Raw genomic sequence first — 24,867 nt, 5'->3', positions numbered from 1 at the left:
ATGTCGAAGCGGCCAACAGCCAGGCGCTGTCGACCCGCCAGTCGATCGCGGTCTCGGCGCTGTCGCTGGCCAACCAGTCGCAGCAGAGCGTGCTTCAGCTCCTCCGCTAACAAGCGGACCACATCGCAAGCAGGACAGGGCGGCGGAGCTTCGGCTCCGCCGCTTTTTCGTTGCCTGCGCGATTTCAAAACGTCTTTGCAGCGCTCCAAAAAGTAACCGTCGGTTATGGTTAATGGAACGTAAGCGCGCAGAATTGCCAATGATTTCAGTCCGCTTGCCGCGTGCGCCATTGCCCTTGCGCGGTTCATGGTGAACCGGCGCTTACGCCGGCGAGCTTCGTTTCACCCTTTGTTAGCCATGTCCGCGCAGGCTGTGCGTGTCACTCGATCCGAAGCGATCGAACGAAGACGCGTAAACCAGAAGGGTAAGAGTTATGTCCGGTATTGTTCTCTCTGCGTCGGTTCGTCAGAACCTCCTGTCTCTCCAGTCCACCGCCGACCTCCTCGCCACCACACAGAACCGTCTGTCGACCGGCAAGAGCGTCAACTCGGCCCTGGACAATCCCACCAACTTCTTCACCGCGCAGTCGCTCGACAACCGCGCCAGCGACATCAACAACCTGCTCGACGGCATCGCCAACGGCGTGCAGGTGCTGCAGGCCGCCAACACCGGCATCACCTCGCTGCAGAAGCTGATCGACAGCGCCAAGTCGATCGCCAACCAGGCGCTGCAGACCACGGTCGGCTACTCCACGAAGTCCAACGTCTCCACCACGATCTCCGGTGCGACGGCTTCGGACCTGCGCGGCACCACCAGCTTCGCCAGCGCGACTGCATTCAGCAACGTGCTGTACGACGGTACGGCCGGCGGCACCAACGCGGCGACATCAGGCACGACGCTCGGTGCGACCGCGGGTTCGCTGGTGGCTCCTGCCGCCGTGAAGGCGGCCGACGGTTCGACCACGCTCGCTCATGACGCGACCCTGATCGGCGCAGCGTCCGGCGCGACCGTGCTCAGTGGCTCGCCGGCCGACGGCGATACGCTGACCGTCAATGGCAAGACCATCACCTTCCGTTCCGGTTCGGCTCCGGCGAGCACTTCCGTCCCGACCGGTTCCGGCGTCAGCGGCAACCTCGTCACCGACGGCAACGGCAACAGCACCGTCTATCTCGGCACGACCGCCACCCCGGCGGCCACCGTTGATGACCTGCTGAGCGCGATCGACCTGGCCAGCGGCGTCCAGACGGCGAAGATCACCAGCGGCGCGGCGGTCATCTCCACCAGCGACAGCCAGTCGGCTTCGTCGATCTCCGGCGGCATCGTGACGCTCAACAGCTCGACCGGTGCGGATCTGTCCGTGACCGGCAAGGCGGACCTGCTCCACGGGCTCGGTCTGACCAGCGCGACGGGCGGCGGCAACGCCACGGTCTCGGCCAATCGCGCGCCGAGCGCGAACTCCCTGGGTGCGCAGATCACGGACGGTTCGACCCTGAACGTCGACGGTCACGTCATCACCTTCAAGAACGCGCCTGTCCCGGGCTCGACCGGTGCTCCGGCCGTGGCTGCCGGCTACGGCAAGAACGGCAACGTGATCACCGACGGCAACGGCAACTCGACGGTCTATCTGCAGGCCGGCACTGTCGCCGACGTGCTGAACGCGATCGACCTTGCCACCGGCGTTCAGACTGCGACCATCGCGGCCAACGGCACGGCGGCGCTGAAGACGGCCACCGGCCAGAGCAACTCGTCGATCAACAGCAGCGGCCAGCTGCAGCTCTCGACCGGTGTCAACTCCGACCTGTCGATCACCGGCACGGGCAACGCCCTGAACGTGCTCGGCTTCGGCGGCAACACCGGCACGGCGACGGCGTTCACCGCTGCGCGCACGTCCGGCATCGGCGGCATCAGCGGCAAGACCTTGACCTTCTCCTCCTTCAACGGCGGCACGGCGGTCAATGTCACCTTCGGTGACGGCACCAACGGCACGGTCAAGACGCTCGATCAGCTCAACGCGCAGCTCCAGGCGAACAATATGGCCGCCACGATCGATGCCAACGGCCTGCTGACGATCACTGCATCGAACGACTACGCGTCGTCGACGCTGGGTTCGACGGCTGCAGGTGGTTCGATCGGCGGTACGCTGACGACGGCGCTGACCTTCTCGACGGCATCCACGCCGGTGCAGGACGCCGTTGCGCAGACGGCCCGTGCCAATCTGGTCAGCCAGTACAACAACATCCTGAACCAGATCGACACGACCTCGCAGGACTCCTCGTTCAATGGTGTGAACCTCCTGAACGGTGACCAGCTCAAGCTGGTGTTCGACGAGACCGGCAAGTCGAGCCTGAACATCACGGGCGTGACCTACAACTCCAAGGGTCTGGGTCTCGCCGCGCTGACCGTCGGCGTCGACTTCATCGACAACGCCGCATCGAACCGCGTTCTGACCAGCCTCAACGCAGCCTCGAGCACGTTGCGCTCGGAAGCCTCGGCGCTCGGCTCGAACCTCTCGGTCGTGCAGATCCGCCAGGACTTCAACAAGAACCTGATCAACGTGCTGCAGACCGGTTCGTCGAACCTGACGCTGGCCGACACCAATGTCGAAGCGGCCAACAGCCAGGCGCTGTCGACCCGCCAGTCGATCGCGGTCTCCGCGCTGTCGCTGGCCAACACCTCGCAGCAGAGCGTGCTTCAGCTTCTCCGCTAACAAGTAGCTGAAATAACTCGATAAAATCGAGCGGCGGGGCCATTCGCCCCGCCGCTCTTTTTGCGTTTGGGCGAGGGCAGGGAGCGTTCACCGGCCATTAACCCTATCCCTTAAACCGGCGTTAACCATACTTTAAAGGACAGCCCCTAAAACTGGAACAACGCCCGCTTTCCAGACCGCGTGGCCGATCCGTACCCGGTTCAAGAGGAAGACTCGCCAATGTCCAACATCGTTCTCTCGGCGTCAGTTCGCCAGAACCTGTTGTCGCTGCAGTCGACGGCCGACTTGCTGGCCACGACGCAGGAGCGGTTGTCGACCGGCAAGAAGGTCAATAGCGCACTCGACAACCCCACCAACTTCTTCACCGCGCAGGGGCTGGACAACCGCGCGAGTGACATCAGCAACCTGCTCGACGGCATCAACAACGGTGTGCAGGTGCTGCAGGCGGCCAACACCGGCATCACTTCGCTGCAGAAGCTGATCGACAGCGCCAAATCGATCGCCAACCAGGCGCTGCAGACCACGGTCGGCTACTCCACCAAGTCCAACGTCTCCACCACGATTCCCGGTGCGACCCCGGCCGACCTGCGCGGCACGACGTCCTATGCAAGCGCGACGGCCAACAGCAACGTGCTCTATACCGGCGCACCCGGCGGCGTGACTCCGGTCACGGCGGCGGCCGCGCTCGGCGCCTCGCTCGGTTCGAACGCGGGCACGTTGAACGGCACCGCAGCGAAAGCCGCCGACGGCACCACGACGCTTGGCGGCGGGGCAACGCTCATCGGCTCGACCACGAGCAGCACGCTCGGGTCGTCACCCGCGGACGGCGACTCCATCACCGTCAACGGCAAGACCGTCACCTTCCGCACCGGGGCCGCGCCTTCGACGCAGCCGACCGGATGGGGGCTCGATCCCAGCGGTCACATCGCGACCGACGGCAACGGCAACTCGATCGTCTACATGGGGACCGCCGCTGCGCCCACCGGCACGGTCAACGACCTCCTGAGCGCGATCGACCTGGCGAGTGGCGTGCAGACCGCGACGATCAGTGCGGGCGCTGCGACCATCGCGACCAGCGGCGCGACCGTCGGCACGCCCCAGACGCCTTCGTCGATCTCGGCCGGCGGCGTCGTGACGCTGAAGAGCTCGACCGGTGCGGACCTGAGCGTGACGGGCAAGGCCGACTTCCTCAAGGCGCTCGGTCTGACCTCGGCGACCGGCGCGGGCAATGCCAGCGTCAGCGCCAACCGGTCGACCACCGCAAACTCGCTCGGCACGCTCGTCCAGGACGGCTCGACGCTGAACATCGACGGCCACACCATCACCTTCAAGAACGCGCAGACGCCGCAATCGGCGACCGGCGTAACCTCCGGCGGCATCAACGGCAACATCGTCACCGACGGAAACGGCAACTCGACGGTCTATCTTCAGAGCGCGACGCTGACCGACCTGCTCAACTCGATCGACCTCGCCACCGGCGTCAAGACCGCCAGCGTCTTCAACGGAGCCGCGTCGCTCTCGACCACGGCAGGCCAGATCCCGTCGTCGGTGAACTCCAGCGGCCAGCTGGCGCTCTCGACCGGCATCAATGCCGACCTCTCGATCACCGGGACCGGCAACGCGCTCAGCGCGTTCGGTCTCAGCGGCAACACGGGAACGGCGACCGCCTTCACCGCGTCGCGGACCTCCGGAGTCGGCGGCATCAGCGGCAAGACGCTGACCTTCACCTCCTTCAACGGCGGTACACCGGTGAACGTCACCTTCGGCGACGGCACCAACGGCACCGTCAAGACGCTGGATCAGCTCAACGCGCAGCTCCAGGCGAACCACATGACGGCGACCATCGACGCCAACGGCGTGCTCACGGTGACCACCGTCAACGAATACGCCTCCTCGACCCTCGGCTCGACGACCGCGGGCGGCGCGGTCGGCGGCACCATCACCGGCGTGCTGGCCTTCACCACGGCACAGCCCCCGGTCCAGGATCCCGTGGCCCAGACGGCGCGCTCGAACCTGGTCAACCAGTTCAACAACATCCTTGCGCAGATCGACACGACCTCGCAGGACTCCTCCTTCAACGGCGTCAACCTGCTGAACGGCGATACGCTCAAGCTCGTCTTCAACGAGACCGGCAGCTCGACGCTCGGCATCAACGGCGTTGTCTTCAATGCGGCCGGTCTCGGCCTCAGCAACCTCGTCAACGGTGTCGACTTCATCGACAACGGCGCCACGAACAAGGTGCTGACCAGCCTCAATGCGGCTTCGAGCACGCTGCGGTCGGAAGGCTCGGCGCTCGGTTCGAACCTCTCGATCGTGCAGGTTCGCCAGGACTTCTCGAAGAACCTGATCAACGTGCTGCAGACCGGTTCGTCGAACCTGACGCTGGCCGACACCAACGAGGAAGCGGCCAACAGCCAGGCGCTGTCGACCCGCCAGTCGATCGCGGTCTCCGCGCTGTCGCTGGCCAACCAGTCGCAGCAGAGCGTGCTTCAGCTCCTCCGCTAATTCGGCGGCGCAATGTCGCAAGTCGAGATATCGCGGCGGAGTTAACGCTCCGCCGTTCTTTTAAGGGAGACCGTAAGACAAGATTAGCTGAGATCGACGCGCATCACGCCAAGTGAGTTTACAGCATGCATGTGCGCATCTAGCGTTACGCCGACGAAGGACTCCACGCCCCGTAATAGTCCGGAGTGCTTCCAAGCGTACACGTAAGCAAATCTTAAGCGGTGCTGCCTAGGGTTGGGAAAGAAATCCTTAAGCCTGTTCAACGGGCTGGGAAGCTTCCAGGGTGTGATTGATGTCGAATTCCGCTGCCTCGGCCTACGCGCGTGTTGCAACGACCACCGCATCTCCTCGCGACGTCGAGGCGCAGACCCTGCTCAAGGCGGCGAACAAGCTCCAGGATGCGGTGAACAATGCCGATCCGCTCAGCGAGCAGACCATGCATGCGCTGATGTTCAACCGCAAGCTCTGGACGATCTTCCTCAGCGAGGCGATGCGCGACACCAATCCGCAGCCGCTCGACGTCCGGCAGAAGATCGCCAACATCAGCGTGTTCGTGCTGAGCCAGACCGCCGCGCTCCAGATGAGCCCGCAGTTCGATCACTTCCGTCCGCTGATCGAGATCAACCGGAACATCGCCGCTGGTCTGTCCGGCCGGCCGTAACGGAGACGCGTCGTGGCCGACATCATGAGCATCCTGTCGACCGCGTACAAGTCGAACGTTCTTTCGAACACCACGAGCTCGTCCAAATACGTCGCGGTCGATTCGTCGCTCTATCAGGGCAACTGGACCGGCACCTATCCCGACGGGAAGAAGTTCTCGCTCAGCATTTCCCAGGTCAACGGCTTTCGCGCCCAGATCCACTACCAGAGTGACGGGACGTCGCAGTACCAGCAGGTGCTGATCAAGGATTCCTCGTTCCGCTTCGGCAACACCAAGTTCACGCTGACCGATACGGGCAAGGCGCAGATCAAGAACGTCGTCACCGATCCCGCGACCGGCTCGACCTATCTCGACACCGCCGTCGCCACGCTCGACTCGTGACCGTCAGGCGCTGACGTCCGTATTGAGCGGACGCGTCGGCTCCGACTTCAAATCCAGTGCATGGAAATAGGCTCGCCGGCGCAGCATCGCTTCGTCGGGAAACTGATTGACGACCGCGTCGGTCTTGTCGTTGACGACCTGGAAGACGAAGGACGCGGCTGCCTGGTCGAACACGACCTGACGCGAGACGTTTTCGTTGCCTTGCGGATCGTTGCGCGCGGCGGCGGTCGCATCTGCCGCGGCGACCGTCTGGGTCACCGGCAAATCAGTTTGCACGGCCTCGCTCGCCGCCGGAGTCGACGCCGTTGCGATGGGTGCGGGGGCCGGTATCCCCACCGGCCTGATGCTGAAATCTGTGCTCATGGCAGCCTCCTGGTTGCCTTGTCTGAGTCAAATCCCAACCTCTCCAATCGCGCAACCATGGAGTACCAGGACTGAAGGCCCGGTAAGGAAACGTGCCTAACCGCGCGCCGTTACCGGCGCGCGGTTTTTCGTAAAATTGCGAGTGTTTTCCGGCGTGCGCTCAGAGCGAGCGGCTGACCGCGAGCGGAGTGATGTGGCGCGGGCCCGGTGTCGCGCGGCGCCCCGCCGCCGTGTAGGTGTTCGGGACGTTGCGCTTCTGGATCTCCGCGTTGACGCCGCGCACGACGCTTTCGGAGACCGCATGTGCGGTCGCGAGCACGGTCAGATTGACCTGGAGCATCGCGCGAAAGGCGTCGTGATGCCGATGCAGTGTCGAGAGCAGCTCCGGCGCCGATTTCGCGAACTGGGTCTGGTTCGCCTTCAACTGGCTGACCGCGCCGACATAGCGCCGCGACAGTTCCTGCTTCTTGCTCTCGAACGCCAGCGCCTCGCGAAGCTTGCCCGCGCGCACGAGTTCGGTCTCGCGTTCGATCAGGCCGAGCAGGGCGCTCATCGCGTCCATCAGCTCCTCGGCGAGCTTGCGCGCTTCGGCCGCGCCGAGCGCGTTGTTCGCGGGCTGGGCGGGCACCGGCTGGCGTGAGGCGTTGAACTGGTTCATGTCGAGGGGACCTTATGCCGTGCGGATGGTTTTCGACTGCTGCAGGATGAGGGTGCGATAGACCTCGGTGGCGACGCCGACGCCGCCGGCCTTGGCGAAGTTCTTGGAATATTGCTCGGTCAGCATCGAGCGCCATACGCCGGTGCCCGTTGTGTCGCCGAACGGGCCTTCGCCTTTCAGGCCGGAGGTCATCTGCGAGAACATGCTGTTGAGGAACATCGCCTCGAAATCGGTCGCGGTCTTCTGTGCCTTGGCCTGCTGCTGCGGTGAGACCTTCTGCAGCGCCGCGGCGAGCTCGAAGTCGGGCCGGCCGTTGCGGCTCTCTACCGAGAATGCCGGGTTCGACAGCGCCGATGCGACGACGTGCGAGGTGTTGAGCATGCTGACCTGCATCACATCACCTCGATATCGGCTTCGATCGCCCCGGCGGCCTTGATCGCCTGGAGGATGCTGATGAGGTCGCGCGGGCCGATGCCGAGGCCGTTGAGGCCATCCACCAGTTGCTGGAGCGACACGCCGTCCTTCACGACGGCGAACTTCTTGCCGTCCTCGGTGACGCCGACGCTGGTGCGCGGCGTGACCACGGTACGCCCACGCGACAGCGGGTTGGGCTGGCTGACCTGCGGGCTTTCGGAGATCGTGACGGTGAGATTGCCTTGCGCGACCGCGACGGTGGCGACGCGGACGTCACGGCCCATCACGATGATGCCGGAGCGCTCGTCGATGATGATCTTGGCGGCGAGATCCGGATCGACCTGAAGCTGCTCGATCTCGGTCAGGAAGGCGACGACGTTGCCCTTGAACTCCGGCGGAATCGCCAGTTGCACCGTGGACGGGTCGATCGGCTCGGCGGTCTTCACGCCGAGATAGTCGTTGATCGCGGCCGCGATGCGCTTGGCGGTGGTGAAGTCGGCGTTGCGCAGCGCCAGCCGCACGTTCGGCAGTCGGTTGAGTGCGAACTCGATCTCGCGCTCGATGATGGCGCCGTTGGCGATACGTCCGACCGTCGGCACGCCGCGCACGATCTTGGCCGCCTCGCCCTCGGCCTGGAAGCCGGAGATCGCGAGCGAGCCCTGGGCGACCGCGTAGACGTTACCGTCGGCGCCGAGCAGCGGCGTGACGAGTAGGGTCCCGCCCTGGAGGGTCTTGGCGTCGCCGAGCGCCGACACGGTGACGTCCATGCGCGTGCCCTGGGTGGCGAAGGCCGGCAGATTGCCGGTCACCATGACGGCCGCGACGTTGCCGGTGCGGATGGTGGCGCCGCGGATGTTGACGCCCATGCGCTCGAGCATCGCCTGCAGCGACTGCTTGGTGAAGGGAATGTTGTTCAGCGTGTCGCCGGTGCCGTTGAGACCGACGACGAGGCCGTAGCCGATGAGCTGGTTCTGCCGAACGCCCTCGATATTGGCGAGGTCCTTGATGCGCGAGGTCGCGGTCGCGGACGTGACCGACAACGCAAGCGCTGACAGCGCGGCGCAGGCCACCCCGAAAACCCCACTCAGAATCCTCACCCAACGAACGCCTGGCATCCTCTGCTCCCCGAGGCTCCTCAAATCCCGGACCTGATCGACACTCCCATGACGAGCCGGTCCGGTGCTTTCTATGCGAGCGCTGTGCCAGGATGGGGCGAGGGCGTCAGGGTATTGAATAGGTTGAATAAATCTCTTTCGAGCGACGCCACCCGGCATTGGTCGTCAGGAGCGAAACTGCCGCCTGTCGGCAGATTTTGCCGGGGCGTTTACGTCCCGTTAACCATAAAGCGGCGAAGCTCCGGCATCGATCACCCGGATTGCTTCGATGCGCATCTACGGACCGAACGGCACCACGTTGGGAGCGCCGGCCAGTCAGGCCAGGCGAACGAGCTCAGGCACCTTCGCGCTGCCCGACACCTCGTCGGCGCAGGAGACGAGGGCTGCTGCCGCACCGAAAGCCGCGACCAACATCGACGCCTTGCTCGCGCTGCAGGGCATCGAGGAGGATCCGGTCGAGCGCCGCAAGCGGTCGGTGGCCCGCGGCAAGACGGCGCTCGACGTGCTGGACGATCTCAAGATGGGACTTTTGTCCGGCAATCTCGACTCGTCCACCGTGATGCGGCTGCGTGATGCCGCGGCAAACCTGAAATCCTCTTCCGGCGATCCCGGCCTCGATGCCGTACTGTCCGAGATTGAGCTTCGTGTCGAAGTCGAACTCGCGAAGGCGGGGCAAGCGTAAGACGCGCCATCCGCTCTACCTTGAAGCCTCTCTCCTGTCGTCGCCGCCCGGCTTGAGCGGGCGATCCGGTATTCCAGAGACGTACGTTGTGGAGCGAACGGCCAGGCTGTCGCGTGCGTCTTACGCCGCTTCGTCCTTCTGTTGCGCATCGTAGCGGCGTTGGGCGGCGAGCACGTCCTTCAGGTTCTGCTCGGCCCAATCACGCAAGGGATCGACGGCGGCAGCGAGCGTTACGCCAAGCTGCGTGATCGAATATTCCACTGTTACCGGAACAGTCGCGATGGCGTGACGCTTGATCAAGCCGTCGCGTTCGAGCGACTTGAGAACCTGGCTCAGCATCTTCTGTGAAATGCCCTCGATCGTGCGGCGCAATTGATTGAAGCGCATCGGCTCTTCGCGCAGCAGCAAGAGGATCAAGACCGCCCATTTGTCGCCGACGCGATCGAGGATCTGGCGCGTCGGGCAATTGGCGGCATAGACATCGGGCTTCATCGTCCGTTCCTCGCGATCCGTTCCGGTTACCCCTGCGTAATCAGGTAAGCATGAAGTGCTCTCTTAACACCAGCATTCATTACGTTATCTAGTAACTACTAGTTACCAAAGAAGCACAGGAGCCTTCCATGAAAATCGCAATTGCCGGCGCCTCGGGCCGGGCCGGTTCGGAGATCACCAGGGAACTGTCCCGCCGCGGCCACGCGGTCACGGCAATCGCCCGTAATCCCGAGAAGATCGCGGCGCTGCCGAACGTCACCCCGACCAAGGGGGACGTCCTCGACCAGGCAGGCCTGACCGCGCTGTGGGCCGGGCACGACGTCGCGGTCAGTTCCGTGCATTTCCTGGCGAGCGATCCGCACAAGCTCATCGGCGCGGCGAAGGCATCCGGCGTCGGCCGCTACCTCGTCGTCGGCGGCGCAGGCAGCCTTGAAGTCGCTCCGGGCGTGAAATTGGTCACAACCCCCGGTTTTCCGGCCCAATACAAGGCCGAGGCCGAGGCCGGCTCCGTCTTCCTGGACCTGCTGCGGCAGGAAAAGGACCTGAACTGGACCTTCCTCTCGCCTTCGGCGCTGTTCATCGAGGGGGAGCGGACCGGCAAGTTCCGGCTCGGGACCGACCAGCTTCTCGCTGATGCGAACGGGAAGAGCTGGATCAGCTTCGCGGACTACGCCATCGCGCTCGCCGACGAGATCGAGCGGCCGGCCCACCAGAGGCAGCGCTTCACGGTCGGTTACTGAGCTGTCGGCCGCCCCCGGGGTTTTCCGGATATACCTTCCTGAGCAAGGGCTTGGGGGCGGCCGCCACGACATCAGGGAAATATTGTCTGTCACAGGTGGTCGCTATATAAGGCCCGGCTCAACGGACCCCGTTCCGTTCGCGAGTCGTTGCTTAAGAAGATAGGCCGCCCTTGGAAAAGTTGAAAAACTACCGACCGACCGAAAAAGAGCCTTTCATGAACGACCGGCAGAAGGAGTACTTCCGTTTGAAGCTCCTCGCCTGGAAGGATGAGATCCTCAAAGAGTCCAAGCTCACCCTGCAAGCCCTGCAGGAGGAGAACGTGAACCACCCCGATCTCGCCGATCGGGCTTCGTCCGAAACCGACCGTGCCATCGAACTCCGTGCCCGCGACCGTCAGCGCAAGCTGATCGCCAAGATCGACGCAGCGCTCCAGCGCATCGAGGACAACACCTACGGCTATTGCGAGGAGACCGGCGAGCCGATTTCCTTGAAACGGCTCGAGGCTCGTCCGATCGCGACGCTCTCGGTGGAGGCACAGGAGCGCCACGAGAAGCGCGAGAAGGTCTATCGCGACGAATAGAGTCCGAGCCGCCGAGTGCGGCTCTTCATTTTTGGGACGGGGCGCCGTTTCGCGCCGTGCTGGTATTTTGCCCTTTGCTTGCCGCCGAGAGCCGGGGTCCGTTGTCGCGATCGCGAAAAGTGAATCACGATCAATGGGCTAGACTCGGTTTCTTCGACCTCACGTGAATTCAGATCAGAAACAGCCTTCACTTCATCTGCGGAGGTTTTTGCGAGTCGCATCAACGAGATCTCTTCGATCGTTGAGGCGGTGATCGAGCAGCATCAAGTCCTGCTGCAATCACGTCTTTGCGGCTCTCGCGATGCCGCAAGGCACGCTCCGTCATAGAGCCTCGGCCAACTCAATATTTCCTTAAGTGTCGGCCGTCGGCCGCGCCCGACGCCTGCGTCACCCGAAGCAGCGAGCAACGAGGGAATTGCAATGAGCACTGTCCTGGTCACCGGCGGCTCGGGCTTCGTCGGCATCCATGTCGTCCTGCAACTCCTGGCCGGCGGCCACGAGGTCCGGACGACGGTGCGCCGGCCGGATCGGCGCGACGAGGTGCTGGCGATGCTGCGGGAGGGCGGGGCGGCCTCGCCCGAAACCCTGTCCTTCTTCACCGCAGACCTTACCCGCGACGAGGGTTGGCACGAAGCGGTCGGCGGCTGCGATTACGTGCTCCATGTGGCCTCGCCATTGTCGACCAGCGTGCCCAAGGACGAGAACGAGATGATCGTCCCGGCCCGCGACGGCACGCTCCGGGTGCTGCGTGCCGCGCGCGATGCGGGCGTGAAGCGCGTCGTCGTCACCTCGTCGCTTGGCGCCATCGGCTACGGCCATCCGCCGCGCGACAAGCCGTTCGACGAGACCGACTGGACCAATCTCGACGGCACGGACCTGCAGCCCTACGTGAAGTCCAAGACGCTGGCCGAGCGGGCCGCGTGGGAATTCGTAGCGCGCGAGGGCGGCGGCCTGGAATTGTCTGTGGTCAATCCGGTCGGGATTTTCGGACCCGTGCTGGGGCCTGATTTTTCCGGCTCGATCGAGATCGTCAAGTCGCTGCTGGACGGCGCCATGCCGGCGGTGCCCCGGGTCTATTTCGGCGTGGTCGACGTGCGCGACGTCGCCGACCTGCACCTGCGCGCGATGACGGCGCCGGAGGCAAAAGGCGAGCGGTTCATCGCGGCGTCCGGAGACACCCTCTCGATCCTCGACATCGCCAGGGTGCTGCGGCGGGAACTCGGTCCGCAGGCACGCCGGGTTCCGCGCCTGCAGGCGCCTGACTGGGTGGTGCGGCTGGCCGCGGCCAGAATTCCCCTGCTGCGCGCGGTCGTGCCCGTGCTCGGCAAGGTGCGCCACGCCACCGGCGCCAAGGCGGGGTCGTTGCTCGGCTGGCATGCGCGGTCGAGCAAGGAGGCGATCCTCGGCACGGCCGAGAGCCTGATCCGGCTCGGCCTGGTCAAGGCATAGGCGGCCCGCGCTTGTCAGGCCGGGGCGGGGATGCTGAAGTATTGCCGGCAAGTGCGTAGCGTAGGAGGCGGCGCCGATGGACAAGATTCTCGAAGCCGCAAAGGCCATCGCGCTGGCCCGGCGCAACCATGCGCCGCTCGCGGCACTGCAGAGCCCGCCCGAGGACGAGGCCGAGGGTTACCAGGTCCAGCGGGCGCTGCACGACCTTCTCCTGAAGAATGTGGGCCCGCTCGTCGGCTACAAGATCGGCTGCACCAGCCAGGTCATGCAGGATTACATCGGCATCCCGCACCCCTGCGGCGGCGGCGTGTTCCAGAAGGGCGTCCACGACAGCGGCGTGAAGCTCGCCGCCTCGGATTATGTCCGCGTCGGCGTCGAATGTGAGATCGCGGTTCGCCTGAAGCGCAATCTCTCGCCCGGCGAGGCGCCGTTCACGGCCGAATGGGTCGGCGAAGCGGTCGAGGCCTACCATCCCGCGATCGAGATCGTCGACGACCGCTACGTGAAATGGGAGACGATGGGCGCGCCGACGCTGATCGCCGACGATTTCTTCGCCGCCGGCTGCGTGCTGGGTGAGGCGGTGCCGCGTACCTCGGTTCCGGACCTCAAGGCGGTCAAGGGCCGGGCGCTGGTCAACGGCGAGGAGGTCAGCCACGGCACCGGCGCCGACGTGCTCGGCCACCCCCACAATGCGCTCGCCTGGCTCGCCAACCATCTCGCCGCCGAAGGCAAGGGCCTGCATGCGGGCCAGCTCGTGCTCACGGGAAGCCTGGTCAAGACGCTGTGGCTGAAGGCCGGCGACAAGGTGCGGATGGAGCTGGACGGGCTCGGCGTCGTGGAAGCGGAGTTCACGTAAGGCTCCAGCCACGCCGTCATGGCGAGCGCAGCGAAGCAAGCGCGCGAAATGACGGACAGAGCTTCGGCAACGGAACTTGACGGCCGCTGCACGCCGCAAAATACATGCGGCCTCCGGCAGGGGAGCTACCGGAGGCCGCGTAGTACATCGTCGCTCGCGCCTAGGTTCGCGAACACGATGTGGGAGCTCGGGAGAACCTCAGAAGGGCAGCAGCACGTCCATGACCTGTTGGCCGTAACGCGGCTGCTGCACGTCCATGATCTGGCCGCGGCCGCCATAGGCGATGCGGGCCTGCGCGATCTTGGTGGAATCGATGGTGTTGTCGCTCTGGATGTCTTCGGGGCGGACGATGCCGGCGACCACGAGTTCGCGGATCTCGTAGTTGACGCGGATCTCCTGCTTGCCCTCGACCACGAGGTTGCCGTTCGGCAGCACCTGCGTCACGACGGCCGCGACGTTGGTCTGCAACGCCTCCTGGCGATTGACCGAACCCTTGCCGTCGCTGGATGCGGTGGAGTCGGCGGTGAGGATGCGGCCGGGCAGCACTTTCTGCGCCTGTGCGCCGAGCGTCTTCGCGCCGATGAAGTCGGTGATGCCCGAGTCTTCCGAGTTGGTGCGGCTGCGCTGGGTCTCGTTGGAGAGATTGGCCTTGTCGGTGATGTTCACGGTCACGGTCAGGAGGTCGCCGACCTGATGGGCGCGCTGGTCCTTGAAGAAGGCGCGGCTGCCGTTGCGCCACAGCGAGTTCGGGTTGTAGGAGGCGACTTCCGGCTTCGGCATCGGCATTTGCACCGGCTTGTAGCCGGGCTGCGTCGTCGGATTGTCGATCGCCGACAGCTTCGGTTGCTCGCCGATCTGCGACAGGCGGTCGATCGAGGAGCAGCCGCTTGCCAGCGCGGATGTTGCCAGCAGCAGAGCGGAAATCGCGATGCGACGAGAGCGGGCAGCGGAACTGAACGTGGACATGACTTACTCTGACTTGGCTGGAGCTGGCGAGACTTGAGCTTGCGGAATCTGGGCTTGTGCCACCCGGGCCGAGGGCGCGGGGGTCTGGATCAGGCTCTGGGCGAGGGCTGCAGCCGGCGGAACGTCCTCGTGCTTGATCGAGGAGGTCTGCTCGACAGCCGGCGCCATCGGGATGGACTGGCTTGCGCCCTGCACGGTCACCTGGCCGCGGCCTGTGACGGTGCCGGTCAGCGTGCGCTTGGTCTGCACGTTGAGGACGCTGACGGTGTCGCCTTCGGCGCCGTTGTCGATCGCCTTGCCGCGCGTGGTGAGATAGAGGCCCGGCACCTGGTAGATGATGGTGACGTTCTGGTCGCGCTGGACGAAGTCCGGCTTGACGATGTCGGCGATGCGGATCGGCATGCCCGCCCGCATCGGACGGCGGAGCTGCATGCCGACCGTGCGGTCGCGCGAGGCGGCCTCGCCGGTGACCTCGGCCTTCGGCCGGCGCTCGAGCACGACGTCGGAGGATTTCAGCAGCTCGGCGCGGTCGATGTCGCGGGTGAGCACGGCGACCTCGACGGTCTCGATCGCGCTGCCGGTGAAACGCAGCTTGGTCGGTGTCGCGGTGTTGTCGTTGCTGATCTCGAAGGTCAGGTCGAAGCGGCCGCTGCGCGCATCGTAGCGGGTCGCGACCGGCTGGAGCGCACCGGTGTTGGACGCATCGAGCCGCATGTCGGCGACGCCGCGGTCGAAGGTGACGGTGATATTGGCGGCATCGCCGAGGCCGAAACGGCGCTCGAGCGCCGAGGCCACTGCGTTTTCGAGATCCTTGTTGGCGAGCGTGCGGGCGAGGCGGGTGACCGTCACTTCCTTGACGTCGCCGGTCATCACGCCGATCACCTGCTTTGCGCGCAGCACGCCGAGGACCTGGGCGACCGGCAGCACGCCGGTGGTGCCGAGGTCGGGCGAGCGGTAGACCGCGATCAGCGCGGCCGAGCCGGCATTGTCGATGAGATCGCCGACCCGCACCACGTCCGAGGTGACGGTGACGCTGGGGCGCAGCGTCGGCACCGCGACGGCATCGTCGGCGGCCCGCGCCGGCAGCGCCAGCACGAAGAGAGCGGAGATCGTGGCGAGTGTGGTGCGGATCATCGTCATCACCTCAGCGGAACAGCGCCGTGGTCGATTGCATCATCTGGTCGGCGGCGCTGATCACCTTGGCGTTCATCTCGTAGGCGCGCTGGGCCGCGATCAGGTCGCTCATCTCCGAGACGACGTCGACATTGGCCTGTTCGAGGCTGCCCTGGGTGATGTTGCCGTAGCCTTCGGCGGTCGCGGTGCCGTCCTGCGGCGGACCGGAGGAGGGCGTCTCGGTGAACTGATTGCTGCCGACCGGCTGCAGGCCGGCCTTGTTGATGAAGCGGGTCAGGCCGATCTGGCCGAGGATGGTCGAGGTCGACGAGCCCGGCAGCGTCACCGAGACCTGGCCCTGCACGTTGACGGTGAGGCCCGAGGCGTTGTTCGGGATCGTGATCGTCGGCTGGACCGGGTTGCCCTGCGCGGTGACGATACGGCCCTGATTGTCCATCTGGAAGGTGCCGTCGCGGGTGTACTGGTAGGTGCCGTCGGGCATCAGGATCTTGAAGAAGCCTTCGCCCGAGATCGCGAGGTCGAGGTCGTTGCCGGTCTGCGACAGCGTACCCTGCGTCATGCTGCGCGGCGTGCCGACGGTCTTGACGCCGCCGCCGATGTCGACGCCGACGGGCAGGATGGTGCCCTGGTCGGACGATTGCGCGCCGACGCGTCGGACGTGTTCGTAGATCAGGTCCTGGAACGCCGCGGTCTGCTTCTTGAAGCCGGTGGTGCGGAGGTTGGCGATGTTGTTGGAGATCACCTGAACGTTGAGTTCCTGTGCCGCCATTCCGGTCGCTGCGGTGTGAAGCGCCTGCATGTCAGTTCTCCTTCAATCAGGCCGGAACGTCGGCGAGCTTTTCGATCGCCGATTTGTGGAGGTCGCTCTGCTGCTGGAGCAGGTTGGCGATGGCGGTGTAGCTGCGCATCACCTCGACCATGCGGCTCATCTCGCCGACCGCATTCACGTTCGACTTCTCGATGTAGCCCTGCTGGACGGTGGACTTGGTGTCGGCCTGCTGGGTGGCCGAGCCGGCGCTGTAGAGGTTGGCACCGAGCTTGGTCAGCCTGGTCGGATCGTCGAAAGACACCATGCGGATCTTGCCGCGGATCGAATCGGTCTTGGCGGTGCCTTCGAGCACGGTCACGGTGCCGTCCGGCGCGACGTTGATGTCGTGGTCGGTCGGCTGGAAGGTGATCGGGCCGCCGGTGCCGAGCACGAGGTTGCCGTCCGAGGTGACGAGCTGGCCGCTGCTGTTCAGCGCGAACTTGCCGTCGCGGGTGTAGCGCTCGGCGCCATTGGCCTGCACGGCGAAATAGGCATTGCCGTTGATCGCCATGTCGAGCGGGTTGTTGGTCGCCTCCATCGGGCCCTGGCCGACGTCGCGGAAGGTCCCGCGGTCCTGCACGTACGAGACCCGGCGGTCGGAGCCGATGAAATTGTCCTCACGCGCGTTCGAGTTGAGATACTCCTCGAACAGCGAATGGTCGGCCTTGAAGCCGTTGGTGTTGGCGTTGGCGACGTTGTTGGCGATGACATCCATCTGCCGTTCCAACGTCATCTGCCGTGACAAGCCGATCAGAAGCGCGTTCTGCATCGGTAGATCTCCCCTGAGTGAAGTCTGCCTCGTCGCTCTCCCAAGCGCCTTGGCGGACCCCGTGAACGAGACCGTCTGGTTCTCCCAAACCATCGGGTCTCGGCCCTCTCTCAGCGAAAGCCGTGCCAACACGAAAAATTACATAATTACAATGCCTTGATCATTTTTCGAGGGCGATGCCGGGCGGCAGAAAGGTTCTGTTAGCCATGTTTGCCCGGCAGATTTTTCCTAGCGGGGGCCCGATCGAAAGGTTCCGTTAACCATTATTACCGTAGCGTTTGCGCGTGAGAGGAGCGCTTTGCGCTGGGGCATTTGTATCGCGTCATTGTCTGCCAGGAGGCTTCGCTCTTTCGGCCCTTCATGAGATGAGCGAGCCCTAGCGACCATGGCAGAGAATGAAGCGGAAGGCGGCGCAGCCGCCGAAGGCGCGGAGGCCGCTGCCCCGAAGAGCAAGTTCAAGCTGATCCTCATCATCGTCGGCGCGCTGGTCCTGCTTGGAGGCGGCGCCGCGACCTGGTTCCTGTTCTTCCGTCACGGCGACGACGAGCATCACGCCGAAGCGGCGCCCCAGGCGAAGCCGCCGGCCTTCGTCGACGTCCCCGACATGATGGTCAACCTCGCCGGCGCTCCCGGCGAGCGCGTGCAATATCTGCGGCTGAAGATCGTGCTCGAACTCAAGGAAGAGAAGCAGATCGAGGCGATCAAGCCGACGATGCCGCGCGTGACCGATATCTTCCAGACCTATGTGCGGGAACTCCGCCCCTCCGACCTCAACGGCTCCGCCGGCATCTTCCGCCTCAAGGAAGAACTGACCAAGCGCGTCAACGCGGCGGTCGCGCCGGTCCAGGTCAGCGCGGTGCTGTTCAAGGAAGTCGTGATCCAGTGAGCATGGTGGACTAGGATCATGGCGGGCAACGACCAAGTCGACCAGGATGCCATAGCCGCCCAATGGGAGGCCTCGCTCGATTCCGAGGATCCCGCGGAGGCCGCCAAGGCTGCAGCCGAGAACGAGCTGTCGGAGACCATGGCCCTGCAATGGGCGGCCATGGTCGAGGACGGCAGCCGTGATCTCGGCACCGGCAAGAATTCCGGCGAGCGCGTGCTGTCGCAGGAGGAGATCGACAATCTCCTCGGCTTCGCCGTCGGAGACGTCAATCTCGACGACCATTCGGGCATTCGCGCGATCATCGATTCGGCGATGGTCTCCTACGAGCGTCTGCCGATGCTCGAAATCGTCTTCGACCGCCTGGTGCGGCTGATGACGACCTCGCTGCGCAATTTCACCTCCGACAACGTCGAAGTCTCGCTCGACCGCATCACCTCGGTGCGCTTCGGCGACTACATGAACTCGATCCCGCTGCCGGCCGTCCTCTCGGTGTTCAAGGCCGAGGAGTGGGAAAACTTCGGCATGGCGACGGTCGATTCCAACCTGATCTATTCGATGATCGACGTGCTGCTCGGCGGACGTCGCGGCGCGAGCCAGCTTCGCATCGAGGGCCGGCCCTACACCACGATCGAGACGAACCTCGTCAAGCGCCTCGTCGAGGTGGTGCTGGCCGACGCCGAGCAGGCGTTCCGTCCGTTGTCGCCTGTGACCTTCACGATCGACCGCCTCGAGACCAATCCGCGTTTCGCCGCGATCAGCCGTCCCGCCAATGCCGCGATCCTGGTGCGCCTGCGCATCGACATGGAAGATCGCGGCGGCAATATCGAACTGCTGCTGCCTTATGCGACCATCGAACCGATCCGCGGCGTCCTGCTGCAGATGTTCATGGGCGAAAAATTCGGCCGCGATCCGATCTGGGAAGGCCATTTCGCCACCGAGATCGTGCAGGCCGAGATCGCCGTCGACGCCGTGCTCTACGAGGCCGAAATTCCGCTCAAGCAGTTGATGCGGCTCAAGGTCGGCGACACGCTGCCGCTCGAGATGCGGGCCGATGCCAACGTCTCGGTGCGTTGCGGCGACGTCACGCTGACCGAAGGGCGGATGGGCCGGGTCGGCGACCGCGTCGCGATCCGCGTGACGAAACCCCTGCGCAAGCCGAGTACCACGCTTGCGATGTTCGAGAGGGTAGACGAGCAGAACAAGATGATGGAGGCCCCATGAACCACTCCCTGGGAATGGCGATCGAGACGCTGGTGGCTATCCTGCTGATGCTCACCATCGGCTACTGCATCCTGCTCAACAAGCGGCTGATGCGGCTGAAGGCGGACGAGCATTCGCTGAAGGCGGTCATCGCCGAGCTGATCACGGCGACGGAGATCGCCGAACGGGCGATCGGCGGGCTGAAGCTCGCGGTGCGCGACGTCAACGAGAATCTCGGCAGCCAGCTCGCCGCCGCGACGCAGATGTCGGACCAGCTTTACAAACAGCTCAGCGAAGCCGACAACGTGGTGCGCCGCCTGTCCAAGATCGCGATCGCCGCGCGCCCCGCGACCAGTCCGGAGCCGGTTGCCGCGCCTGCCGCCAAGCCCTCGTCGGCGAAGGCGGTGGCGGCCGCGGCCGAGGCATTCTCCGAACGTCGACGGTCCAATGGTCTTGCCGCATGAAGTCAGGGTATGAAGTCTTTTCGTAACATTCGCGTCATTCCGGTCGTCCTGGTTGCGGTCGCGGGCCTTGCCACGCTCAAGGTCGCGGGCCTCGTGCTCAATGGCGGCTATGTGTTCGACTATCGGCCGAGCACGGGCAAGAAATCCTGGGCGCAGGAGAACCTGAATTTTCCGACGGGCCGCGAGGATGCGGACATCACGGGATCGACGCATGGCGCCCCGGCGGCGGAGGCGCCCAAGCCGGCCGCGCCCGAGACCAAGCCTGAAGGCACCGTCGTGAAGGTCGACGAAGCCCAGCCGCAGGTCTCGGCCTCTGAGCGCGCGATCCTGGAGCGCCTGCAGTCGCGGCGCCAGGAGATCGAAGCCCGCCAGCGCGAAATCGACATCCGCGAGAGCCTGCTCAAATCGGCCGAGAAGCGCATCGAGAACAAGGTCGAGGAGATGAAGGCGGTGGAGTCGCGCATCTCCGCCACCGCGGCCGACCAGAAAGCCGCCGAGGCCCAGCGCATGAAGGGCCTCGTGACGATGTATGAGAGCATGAAGCCCAAGGATGCCGCGCGGGTGTTCGACCGGCTGGAGATGGGCGTGCTGATCGAGATCGCCACCCAGATCGCGCCGCGAAAGATGTCGGACATTCTGGGTTTGATGTCTTCGGAGGCCGCCGAGCGGCTCACGGTCGAGATGGCACGACGTGCCGGCGGCGGTGGCGATCAATCGGCTTCGGCCGGCGATCTCCCCAAGATCGACGGAAAGCCGACGCAGAAGCCGAACTGAGGGCGCCAATCGCTAGGCGCCTTGCGTTCGGACGGATGTCAGCGCTGATCCGCCGTCCGGAATCGGTAGATGATGCAGCTTTCGATGTGACCGTAGCCGCGCCACAATTCGACGAGGCGCGGGTCCGGCACGGGTCCGAACGGCGGATTGCCGACGCAGTCGAGCACGACCGCGTTCGGTGTCGCCGCGGCGCGCTCGATCACCGCATGAATATCGACCGGCGCCAGGCGCGCCTTGTCCCAGATCACGAAACTCCCTTCGCGCATGCCTGATCCGTAGAACGCCTTCGGCGCCTGAAGATAGGCGACGACGGTCGCGGAGAGATGGTCGCGAAGCACAAACAGCGGCGCCGAACCCAGACCCGCGTTGACCAAAGCGCGAGCCGTGGCGCGGGCTGCGGAATAGTCCACGGTCCGGTCGTAGATGGCGACCCGAATGCCGTGCCAGGCCTGCGCGACGAGGACCATTGCGAACAGGATGCGGGGAACCAGAGCAGGCCCGTCCGGACCTTGTGTCCCGCGCCCCAGCCAGACGGCCGCCACGAGGATGATGAAGAGAAGGGACCGGTGCCAGACCTCGAAGCCGTATTTGGCGTGCAGGAAGGTCATGAGCGCGGCGACCGCGACGCCGAAAAACGCTGCGGCCACCGGTGCCCGCCGCGCGCGACACAGGATGATCAGGCACAGCAATATCCCGAGGCCCATGTGGACGAACGCCGACGTATCGAGCGCCACACGGTCGGTGATGAATGCGCCCAGGTTGGATGCGGTCCGCCTGACGTGATCGAAATCGAGATCGAACCGCCAGCCGATCGCGACGCCGCTGTCCGCGGGCTGGCGCGTCACCGCGATCGCGATCGCAAGACCGAGCGCGAGCACGACGAAGATCGGGGCGTCCGAGCGACGAATGATCCGCCGGATGCCGTCGTCTCGCCAGCGCTGCACGGCGACGCATGCGAGCCCTCCGAGCGCGATGCAGCCGAACATCGCGTGCACGTTCACGAGGAGCGCGAGCAGCACTGCGAGCAGCAGCGGAGACCGGCGTGCGACGAAGGCGGCGCAAAACGCGAAGAGGATCAGGTCTCCGAGCGAATAGCTGCGGCTCTTGATCGCGTATTCGAACAGCAGCGGAGAGCTCAACAGCAGCAAAGCCAGTTCGAGCCGGCCGAACGGTCCCCGCCAGAGCAGAAGCGCCGCTGCTCCGAGCGCGCACGCACCCTGCACGACCTGGATCCATTCGGGTTGACGGCCGAGCAGCCGGAACGGCCAGATCAGCAGATACCAGCCGAGCGGATGGCCTTCATAAGCCAGATTGTGGATGAGTTCGCCGAGGCTGGTGCTGTCGCGAACGATCAGCCAGTGCTGCACCTCGTCGAGCCACATGGCGTGGTTCGCAAGACCCGTCACGATATGCAGCGCGTAGAGGCCGAAGATCGCCAGGCGGAAGCCCTGCGTCGGCGGCGCCATCAGCCAGTCCCACGCACGGCGCGGGTGAATCCTGTCCGCGGCGAGCGATGCAATCGTCATGACGCGGCCTGTGCCTCGATCGGCTCGACCACGAGGCCGGCGGCGGTGATCGTGGAGCTCTCGTGATATTCGTCGTCCGCATTGACCTGCCAGAGGTCGTGGACGTGGCGGCCCAGAATGGTCTCCGCGGCGAGTATGCCCATCAGGATGCTGTGGTCCTGGTTGTTGTACTTGAACGCGCCGTAACGGCCGATCGGCCACAGGTTCCGCTGCGTCTTCAGGAACGCGACGATCGGTGCGAGCTGGCTCTTGTAGTCGCGGCTGTAGACGGGATAGCACCGCGGAACGCGGACGACCTTGGCTTGAAGGATGTCCTCGGGCAGGACGAGACCGGTCGCGGCAATTTCCCGACGTGCGCGGTCGGCGAGAGTGTCGTCCGTCGCCGACCAATCGGCATCCGAATCGTCACACCAATATTCCAGCGCCAGGATCGTCTCTTCGCGCCCACGGCAGATCTCGGGTGCCCAATTGCGAAAATTGGTGACCCGTCCCATTCCGAGCTCCGGCGAATGGATGTAAAGCCATTGGTCCGGGAAGATGGCTGCCTGCGCGATCTGCAGATAGACGAGGATCGTGTTGCGAAACCGCAGCACGCGCGTGGCCTCGAGGACTGCGTCCGGAACGTCGGCGAGACTGCGGACCATGGTCGTCAGCGGCATCGTCGACACGACGTGATCGCACGCGACGATCTCGCCGTCGGCCAGCACGATGCCGGTGGCGACCCCGCGTTCCACCTGCACGCGGTTGACCGGCGTCGAGAGCCGTATCCGTCCGCCCATCGCCGTGATCGCACGCGACATGCGCTCATAGACCTCTCCGTTGCCGCTGGTCGGATAGGCGAAGCTGTCGACGAGCGTTCGATGCGATCGGCTGGAGAGGCCGGTCATCGTGCGCAGGGCTTCGGCGAGCGAAAAGGACTTGATGCGTTGGGCGGCGAAATCGGCGCTCAACTCGCTGCATCGGATGCCCCACAGCTTTTCGCTGTAGGACTTGAAGAACATCTCGAACAGTTTGCGGCCGAACCGTGCGACCACCCAGTCCTCGAACGTGATCTCGGGGGAGGGAGCGAGGCGCGCTTTCATTCGCGTCGTGGCATAGCTCGCGATGCAGGCTGCGGCCCGGGCGAGACCCATGTTCGCGAGCGCATTGCCGAGACGAAGCGGATAATCGTAAAGCCGGCGGCGATAGAGGATGCGCGACTGCCGCCGCACCATGCGGTAGTCGCGACCCATGATGTCGAGCCAGAGCCGGTTGACTCTCGGGTCCTTGCTGAAAAAACGGTGTGAACCGAGATCGACGCGCTGGCCCCAGAGGTCGAAGCTGCGGGCCATGCCACCGACCTCGGGACCGGCCTCGAACACGATCACCTCGACGCCGGCCGCCGCGAGTTGATAGCCGGCCGTCAATCCCGCCGGACCGGCACCGATAATCGCGACCTTCATCGTCGACCCAATTCCTTGCTGCCGGAAGCATTCGGAGCAAGGAGAGGGATCACCTGACTCGGTAGTGCCGCGGACGCGAAAGACTCAAAATATGAGCCGCAATCTAGGGGGTTTGTCCGATCGCTGCCAATGCTTTGAATGCGGCCGGCGCGGAACGAGCAGCCCGTTGACGGGCGGCCTTGGGGATGGTGGCGGCCGGTTCCGTTCGGGACCGGGCGAGCGTGGCGGGGCGCCGCCCATGGCCGCGTGAGGCGGAGCGAAAATCGGCAAGATAGCGTTAAGAAGTCCTTAATTGGCAAAACCTTACATTCGCGGGCACCGGCCCGGCATTCGTGCCGGCACGGACCGTCGAATCGGAAGAAATGCCGCCAATGGCGCGAGAGGCTGCCGCTGGATTGTTGTCGCGAGGCCGCGCCCTGGCGCGAGGCCTGCTGCGTCATGTCCGGATGGCCCCGCTGCTGGCAGCCTGTTTCCTGGTCGGCGTCGACGCCGCGCCGGCCGCCGATGCGATCCGGGGTGATGCGACCTTCTCGGCCGGCGGCGGTTTCGCGCGCCTGGTGATCAAGCTCGGCGAGGACGTTCCCTCCGAGGTGACGACGGCCGGTTCCATTCTCATTATTCGCTTCGACCGTCCGGTCGATGTTCCCGTCGACCGCGTTCCGGAAGGCGCGCCCGACTACGTCAATTCGGCGCGGCGCGATCCCGACGGCGGCGCGATCCGGCTGTCGCTGGCACGGCGAGTCACCGTCAACACCATGAATGCCGGCGAGCGCACCTTCATCGACCTCCTGCCGGAGGGCTGGAAGGGGCCGCCGCCGAGCCTGCCCATGGACGTCGTCAAGGAACTCGCCGAGCGCGCCCGCGTCGCCGAGCGCGCGCTGCGCGCCCAGCGCGCCGCCGCCGAGACCAAGAAGCGTCCGCCGATACGCGTGCGCGCCTCGGTGCAGCCGACCTTCGTGCGCTTCGTGTTCGAGATGCCCGACGGCGTCGGCGTGTCCTCGGTGCTCAACGAGCAGAAGCTGACGCTCGCCTTCAACGCCAACCTCAATTTCGACCTAGCCGATGCGGTGGTGGCCGCGCCGCCGAACGTCGCCTCGATCAAGCAGAAGGCCGACACCGACCAGACCACCGTCGAGATCGCCCTGATCGGCGATTCCGACGTGCACTCTTTCCGTGACGAGAAGAACTACGTCGTCGACGTCGCCTTCCAGCCCGACAAGGGCAAGACCGCGGCGGCGACGCCCGAGGCTGCGATCGCGCAGGCCGCGCCGGCGGCCCGCGGGCCTGCGCCGGC

Annotated in this window: 24 protein-coding genes and 1 pseudogene; 14 read left to right on the top strand and 11 right to left on the bottom strand. The window is 65.0% G+C overall.

Translation table 11 applies throughout. The features are described 5' to 3' along the window. The first annotated feature begins 433 nt into the window (after positions 1-433). The 4 genes from QM712_RS32760 (at position 434) to QM712_RS32745 (ending at position 6,254) form a co-directional block, all read left to right on the top strand. Positions 434-2,707: a DUF1522 domain-containing protein gene (locus tag QM712_RS32760; RefSeq protein ID WP_415027293.1), complete on the top strand. Its 2,274-nt coding sequence runs from the start codon at positions 434-436 to the stop codon at positions 2,705-2,707. Positions 2,708-2,926: 219 nt separating this feature from the next. Beyond that, on the top strand, positions 2,927-5,212 hold the full coding sequence (locus QM712_RS32755; protein ID WP_415027292.1) for a DUF1522 domain-containing protein: 2,286 nt from the start codon (positions 2,927-2,929) through the stop codon (positions 5,210-5,212). Positions 5,213-5,504: 292 nt separating this feature from the next. Beyond that, positions 5,505-5,873, top strand: a complete 369-nt coding sequence (gene flaF / locus QM712_RS32750) for a flagellar biosynthesis regulator FlaF (protein WP_415027291.1) — start codon at positions 5,505-5,507, stop codon at positions 5,871-5,873. 12 nt (positions 5,874-5,885) lie between these two features. Then, positions 5,886-6,254 (top strand): hypothetical protein, encoded by a 369-nt coding sequence (locus QM712_RS32745; protein ID WP_415027290.1) that lies wholly within the window; start codon positions 5,886-5,888, stop codon positions 6,252-6,254. A 3-nt stretch (positions 6,255-6,257) separates the two neighbouring features. On the opposite strand, the gene QM712_RS32740 is transcribed toward QM712_RS32745, so the two are convergent. The 4 genes from QM712_RS32740 to QM712_RS32725 all read right to left on the bottom strand — a co-directional run bounded on the left by QM712_RS32740 (position 6,258) and on the right by QM712_RS32725 (position 8,804). Continuing rightward, positions 6,258-6,617: a hypothetical protein gene (locus tag QM712_RS32740; protein ID WP_415027289.1), complete on the bottom strand. Its 360-nt coding sequence runs from the start codon at positions 6,615-6,617 to the stop codon at positions 6,258-6,260. 160 nt (positions 6,618-6,777) lie between these two features. Next, complete coding sequence (locus tag QM712_RS32735) at positions 6,778-7,275, bottom strand: hypothetical protein (RefSeq protein ID WP_415027288.1); 498 nt, start codon at positions 7,273-7,275, stop codon at positions 6,778-6,780. Positions 7,276-7,287: 12 nt separating this feature from the next. Then, positions 7,288-7,668 (bottom strand): flagellar assembly peptidoglycan hydrolase FlgJ, encoded by a 381-nt coding sequence (flgJ, locus tag QM712_RS32730; RefSeq protein ID WP_415027287.1) that lies wholly within the window; start codon positions 7,666-7,668, stop codon positions 7,288-7,290. Next, a complete protein-coding gene (locus QM712_RS32725; RefSeq protein WP_415027286.1) occupies positions 7,668-8,804 on the bottom strand; it encodes a flagellar basal body P-ring protein FlgI in 1,137 nt (378 codons plus the stop codon). The genes flgJ and QM712_RS32725 overlap by 1 nt, the downstream gene beginning before the upstream one ends. A 268-nt stretch (positions 8,805-9,072) precedes the next feature. On the opposite strand from QM712_RS32725, the gene QM712_RS32720 reads away from it, so the two are divergent. Beyond that, positions 9,073-9,486, top strand: a complete 414-nt coding sequence (locus QM712_RS32720) for a flagellar assembly protein FliX (protein ID WP_415027285.1) — start codon at positions 9,073-9,075, stop codon at positions 9,484-9,486. Positions 9,487-9,606: 120 nt separating this feature from the next. Here QM712_RS32720 and QM712_RS32715 read toward each other — a convergent pair whose 3' ends face one another. Next, on the bottom strand, positions 9,607-9,978 hold the full coding sequence (locus QM712_RS32715) for a winged helix-turn-helix transcriptional regulator (RefSeq protein ID WP_028148515.1): 372 nt from the start codon (positions 9,976-9,978) through the stop codon (positions 9,607-9,609). 128 nt (positions 9,979-10,106) lie between these two features. Between QM712_RS32715 and QM712_RS32710 the strand changes: the two genes are divergently transcribed. The 4 genes from QM712_RS32710 to QM712_RS32695 all read left to right on the top strand — a co-directional run bounded on the left by QM712_RS32710 (position 10,107) and on the right by QM712_RS32695 (position 13,604). Next, entirely contained in the window at positions 10,107-10,718 is a 612-nt protein-coding gene (locus QM712_RS32710; protein ID WP_415027284.1) for an NAD(P)-dependent oxidoreductase, read from the top strand. 215 nt (positions 10,719-10,933) lie between these two features. After that, entirely contained in the window at positions 10,934-11,299 is a 366-nt protein-coding gene (dksA, locus tag QM712_RS32705; protein ID WP_085966600.1) for an RNA polymerase-binding protein DksA, read from the top strand. Between the two features lie 420 nt (positions 11,300-11,719). After that, on the top strand, positions 11,720-12,748 hold the full coding sequence (locus tag QM712_RS32700) for an SDR family oxidoreductase (RefSeq protein ID WP_415027283.1): 1,029 nt from the start codon (positions 11,720-11,722) through the stop codon (positions 12,746-12,748). Between the two features lie 76 nt (positions 12,749-12,824). Then, complete coding sequence (locus tag QM712_RS32695) at positions 12,825-13,604, top strand: 2-keto-4-pentenoate hydratase (RefSeq protein WP_415027282.1); 780 nt, start codon at positions 12,825-12,827, stop codon at positions 13,602-13,604. Positions 13,605-13,802: 198 nt separating this feature from the next. Here QM712_RS32695 and flgH read toward each other — a convergent pair whose 3' ends face one another. Genes flgH through flgF form a run of 4 tightly spaced genes read right to left on the bottom strand, consistent with a single transcriptional unit; the run spans position 13,803 to position 17,281 of the window. Further along, on the bottom strand, positions 13,803-14,570 hold the full coding sequence (gene flgH / locus QM712_RS32690; RefSeq protein WP_415027281.1) for a flagellar basal body L-ring protein FlgH: 768 nt from the start codon (positions 14,568-14,570) through the stop codon (positions 13,803-13,805). Between the two features lie 3 nt (positions 14,571-14,573). Beyond that, a complete protein-coding gene (gene flgA, locus QM712_RS32685; protein WP_415027280.1) occupies positions 14,574-15,704 on the bottom strand; it encodes a flagellar basal body P-ring formation chaperone FlgA in 1,131 nt (376 codons plus the stop codon). Between the two features lie 10 nt (positions 15,705-15,714). Further along, positions 15,715-16,503 carry a flagellar basal-body rod protein FlgG gene (flgG, locus tag QM712_RS32680; RefSeq protein WP_415027279.1) on the bottom strand — a complete coding sequence of 263 codons (789 nt, stop codon included), beginning with the start codon at positions 16,501-16,503 and terminating at the stop codon, positions 15,715-15,717. A gap of 16 nt (positions 16,504-16,519) precedes the next feature. Next, positions 16,520-17,281, bottom strand: a complete 762-nt coding sequence (flgF, locus tag QM712_RS32675) for a flagellar basal-body rod protein FlgF (RefSeq protein WP_415027278.1) — start codon at positions 17,279-17,281, stop codon at positions 16,520-16,522. A gap of 385 nt (positions 17,282-17,666) precedes the next feature. Here flgF and fliL point away from each other — a divergent pair, with 385 nt between their 5' ends. Genes fliL through QM712_RS32655 form a run of 4 tightly spaced genes read left to right on the top strand, consistent with a single transcriptional unit; the run spans position 17,667 to position 20,605 of the window. Further along, the gene (gene fliL / locus QM712_RS32670) at positions 17,667-18,167 is read left to right on the top strand and encodes a flagellar basal body-associated protein FliL (RefSeq protein WP_415027277.1); all 501 of its coding nucleotides are present in this window, start codon (positions 17,667-17,669) and stop codon (positions 18,165-18,167) included. Between the two features lie 18 nt (positions 18,168-18,185). Then, positions 18,186-19,388, top strand: coding sequence for a flagellar motor switch protein FliM (gene fliM / locus QM712_RS32665; RefSeq protein ID WP_415027276.1), 1,203 nt, complete (start codon positions 18,186-18,188; stop codon positions 19,386-19,388). Beyond that, positions 19,385-19,831: a DUF6468 domain-containing protein gene (locus QM712_RS32660; protein ID WP_415027275.1), complete on the top strand. Its 447-nt coding sequence runs from the start codon at positions 19,385-19,387 to the stop codon at positions 19,829-19,831. The genes fliM and QM712_RS32660 overlap by 4 nt, the downstream gene beginning before the upstream one ends. A 9-nt stretch (positions 19,832-19,840) precedes the next feature. Then, positions 19,841-20,605, top strand: coding sequence for a MotE family protein (locus QM712_RS32655; RefSeq protein WP_415027274.1), 765 nt, complete (start codon positions 19,841-19,843; stop codon positions 20,603-20,605). Positions 20,606-20,643: 38 nt separating this feature from the next. On the opposite strand, the gene QM712_RS32650 is transcribed toward QM712_RS32655, so the two are convergent. Next, complete coding sequence (locus QM712_RS32650; protein ID WP_415027273.1) at positions 20,644-22,131, bottom strand: hypothetical protein; 1,488 nt, start codon at positions 22,129-22,131, stop codon at positions 20,644-20,646. After that, positions 22,128-23,573 (bottom strand): FAD-dependent oxidoreductase, encoded by a 1,446-nt coding sequence (locus QM712_RS32645; protein ID WP_415027272.1) that lies wholly within the window; start codon positions 23,571-23,573, stop codon positions 22,128-22,130. The genes QM712_RS32650 and QM712_RS32645 overlap by 4 nt, the downstream gene beginning before the upstream one ends. Positions 23,574-23,944: 371 nt before the next feature. Between QM712_RS32645 and QM712_RS32640 the strand changes: the two are divergent. Then, a pseudogene (locus QM712_RS32640) lies at positions 23,945-24,867 on the top strand (tetratricopeptide repeat protein); the annotation flags it as partial.

The sequence above is a fragment of the Bradyrhizobium sp. genome (assembly GCF_047605465.1).
Lineage (GTDB): Bacteria > Pseudomonadota > Alphaproteobacteria > Rhizobiales > Xanthobacteraceae > Bradyrhizobium.
This window is presented reverse-complemented; position numbering and strand designations above follow the sequence as displayed.

Excerpts from the sequence above, each read along its gene's own strand:
- QM712_RS32725 (WP_415027286.1), bottom strand. The coding sequence starts at position 8,804 with ATGCCAGGCGTTCGTTGGGTGAGGATTCTGAGTGGGGTTTTCGGGGTG.
- QM712_RS32710 (WP_415027284.1), top strand. The coding sequence starts at position 10,107 with ATGAAAATCGCAATTGCCGGCGCCTCGGGCCGGGCCGGTTCGGAGATC.
- fliM (WP_415027276.1), top strand. The coding sequence starts at position 18,186 with ATGGCGGGCAACGACCAAGTCGACCAGGATGCCATAGCCGCCCAATGG.
- fliL (WP_415027277.1), top strand. The coding sequence starts at position 17,667 with ATGGCAGAGAATGAAGCGGAAGGCGGCGCAGCCGCCGAAGGCGCGGAG.
- flaF (WP_415027291.1), top strand. The coding sequence starts at position 5,505 with ATGTCGAATTCCGCTGCCTCGGCCTACGCGCGTGTTGCAACGACCACC.
- QM712_RS32740 (WP_415027289.1), bottom strand. The coding sequence starts at position 6,617 with ATGAGCACAGATTTCAGCATCAGGCCGGTGGGGATACCGGCCCCCGCA.
- QM712_RS32695 (WP_415027282.1), top strand. The coding sequence starts at position 12,825 with ATGGACAAGATTCTCGAAGCCGCAAAGGCCATCGCGCTGGCCCGGCGC.
- QM712_RS32650 (WP_415027273.1), bottom strand. The coding sequence starts at position 22,131 with ATGACGATTGCATCGCTCGCCGCGGACAGGATTCACCCGCGCCGTGCG.
- flgJ (WP_415027287.1), bottom strand. The coding sequence starts at position 7,668 with ATGCAGGTCAGCATGCTCAACACCTCGCACGTCGTCGCATCGGCGCTG.
- flgG (WP_415027279.1), bottom strand. The coding sequence starts at position 16,503 with ATGCAGGCGCTTCACACCGCAGCGACCGGAATGGCGGCACAGGAACTC.
- flgA (WP_415027280.1), bottom strand. The coding sequence starts at position 15,704 with ATGATCCGCACCACACTCGCCACGATCTCCGCTCTCTTCGTGCTGGCG.
- QM712_RS32660 (WP_415027275.1), top strand. The coding sequence starts at position 19,385 with ATGAACCACTCCCTGGGAATGGCGATCGAGACGCTGGTGGCTATCCTG.
- QM712_RS32755 (WP_415027292.1), top strand. The coding sequence starts at position 2,927 with ATGTCCAACATCGTTCTCTCGGCGTCAGTTCGCCAGAACCTGTTGTCG.
- QM712_RS32645 (WP_415027272.1), bottom strand. The coding sequence starts at position 23,573 with ATGAAGGTCGCGATTATCGGTGCCGGTCCGGCGGGATTGACGGCCGGC.
- QM712_RS32760 (WP_415027293.1), top strand. The coding sequence starts at position 434 with ATGTCCGGTATTGTTCTCTCTGCGTCGGTTCGTCAGAACCTCCTGTCT.
- QM712_RS32735 (WP_415027288.1), bottom strand. The coding sequence starts at position 7,275 with ATGAACCAGTTCAACGCCTCACGCCAGCCGGTGCCCGCCCAGCCCGCG.
- QM712_RS32715 (WP_028148515.1), bottom strand. The coding sequence starts at position 9,978 with ATGAAGCCCGATGTCTATGCCGCCAATTGCCCGACGCGCCAGATCCTC.
- dksA (WP_085966600.1), top strand. The coding sequence starts at position 10,934 with ATGAACGACCGGCAGAAGGAGTACTTCCGTTTGAAGCTCCTCGCCTGG.
- flgH (WP_415027281.1), bottom strand. The coding sequence starts at position 14,570 with ATGTCCACGTTCAGTTCCGCTGCCCGCTCTCGTCGCATCGCGATTTCC.
- QM712_RS32655 (WP_415027274.1), top strand. The coding sequence starts at position 19,841 with ATGAAGTCTTTTCGTAACATTCGCGTCATTCCGGTCGTCCTGGTTGCG.
- QM712_RS32720 (WP_415027285.1), top strand. The coding sequence starts at position 9,073 with ATGCGCATCTACGGACCGAACGGCACCACGTTGGGAGCGCCGGCCAGT.
- QM712_RS32700 (WP_415027283.1), top strand. The coding sequence starts at position 11,720 with ATGAGCACTGTCCTGGTCACCGGCGGCTCGGGCTTCGTCGGCATCCAT.
- flgF (WP_415027278.1), bottom strand. The coding sequence starts at position 17,281 with ATGCAGAACGCGCTTCTGATCGGCTTGTCACGGCAGATGACGTTGGAA.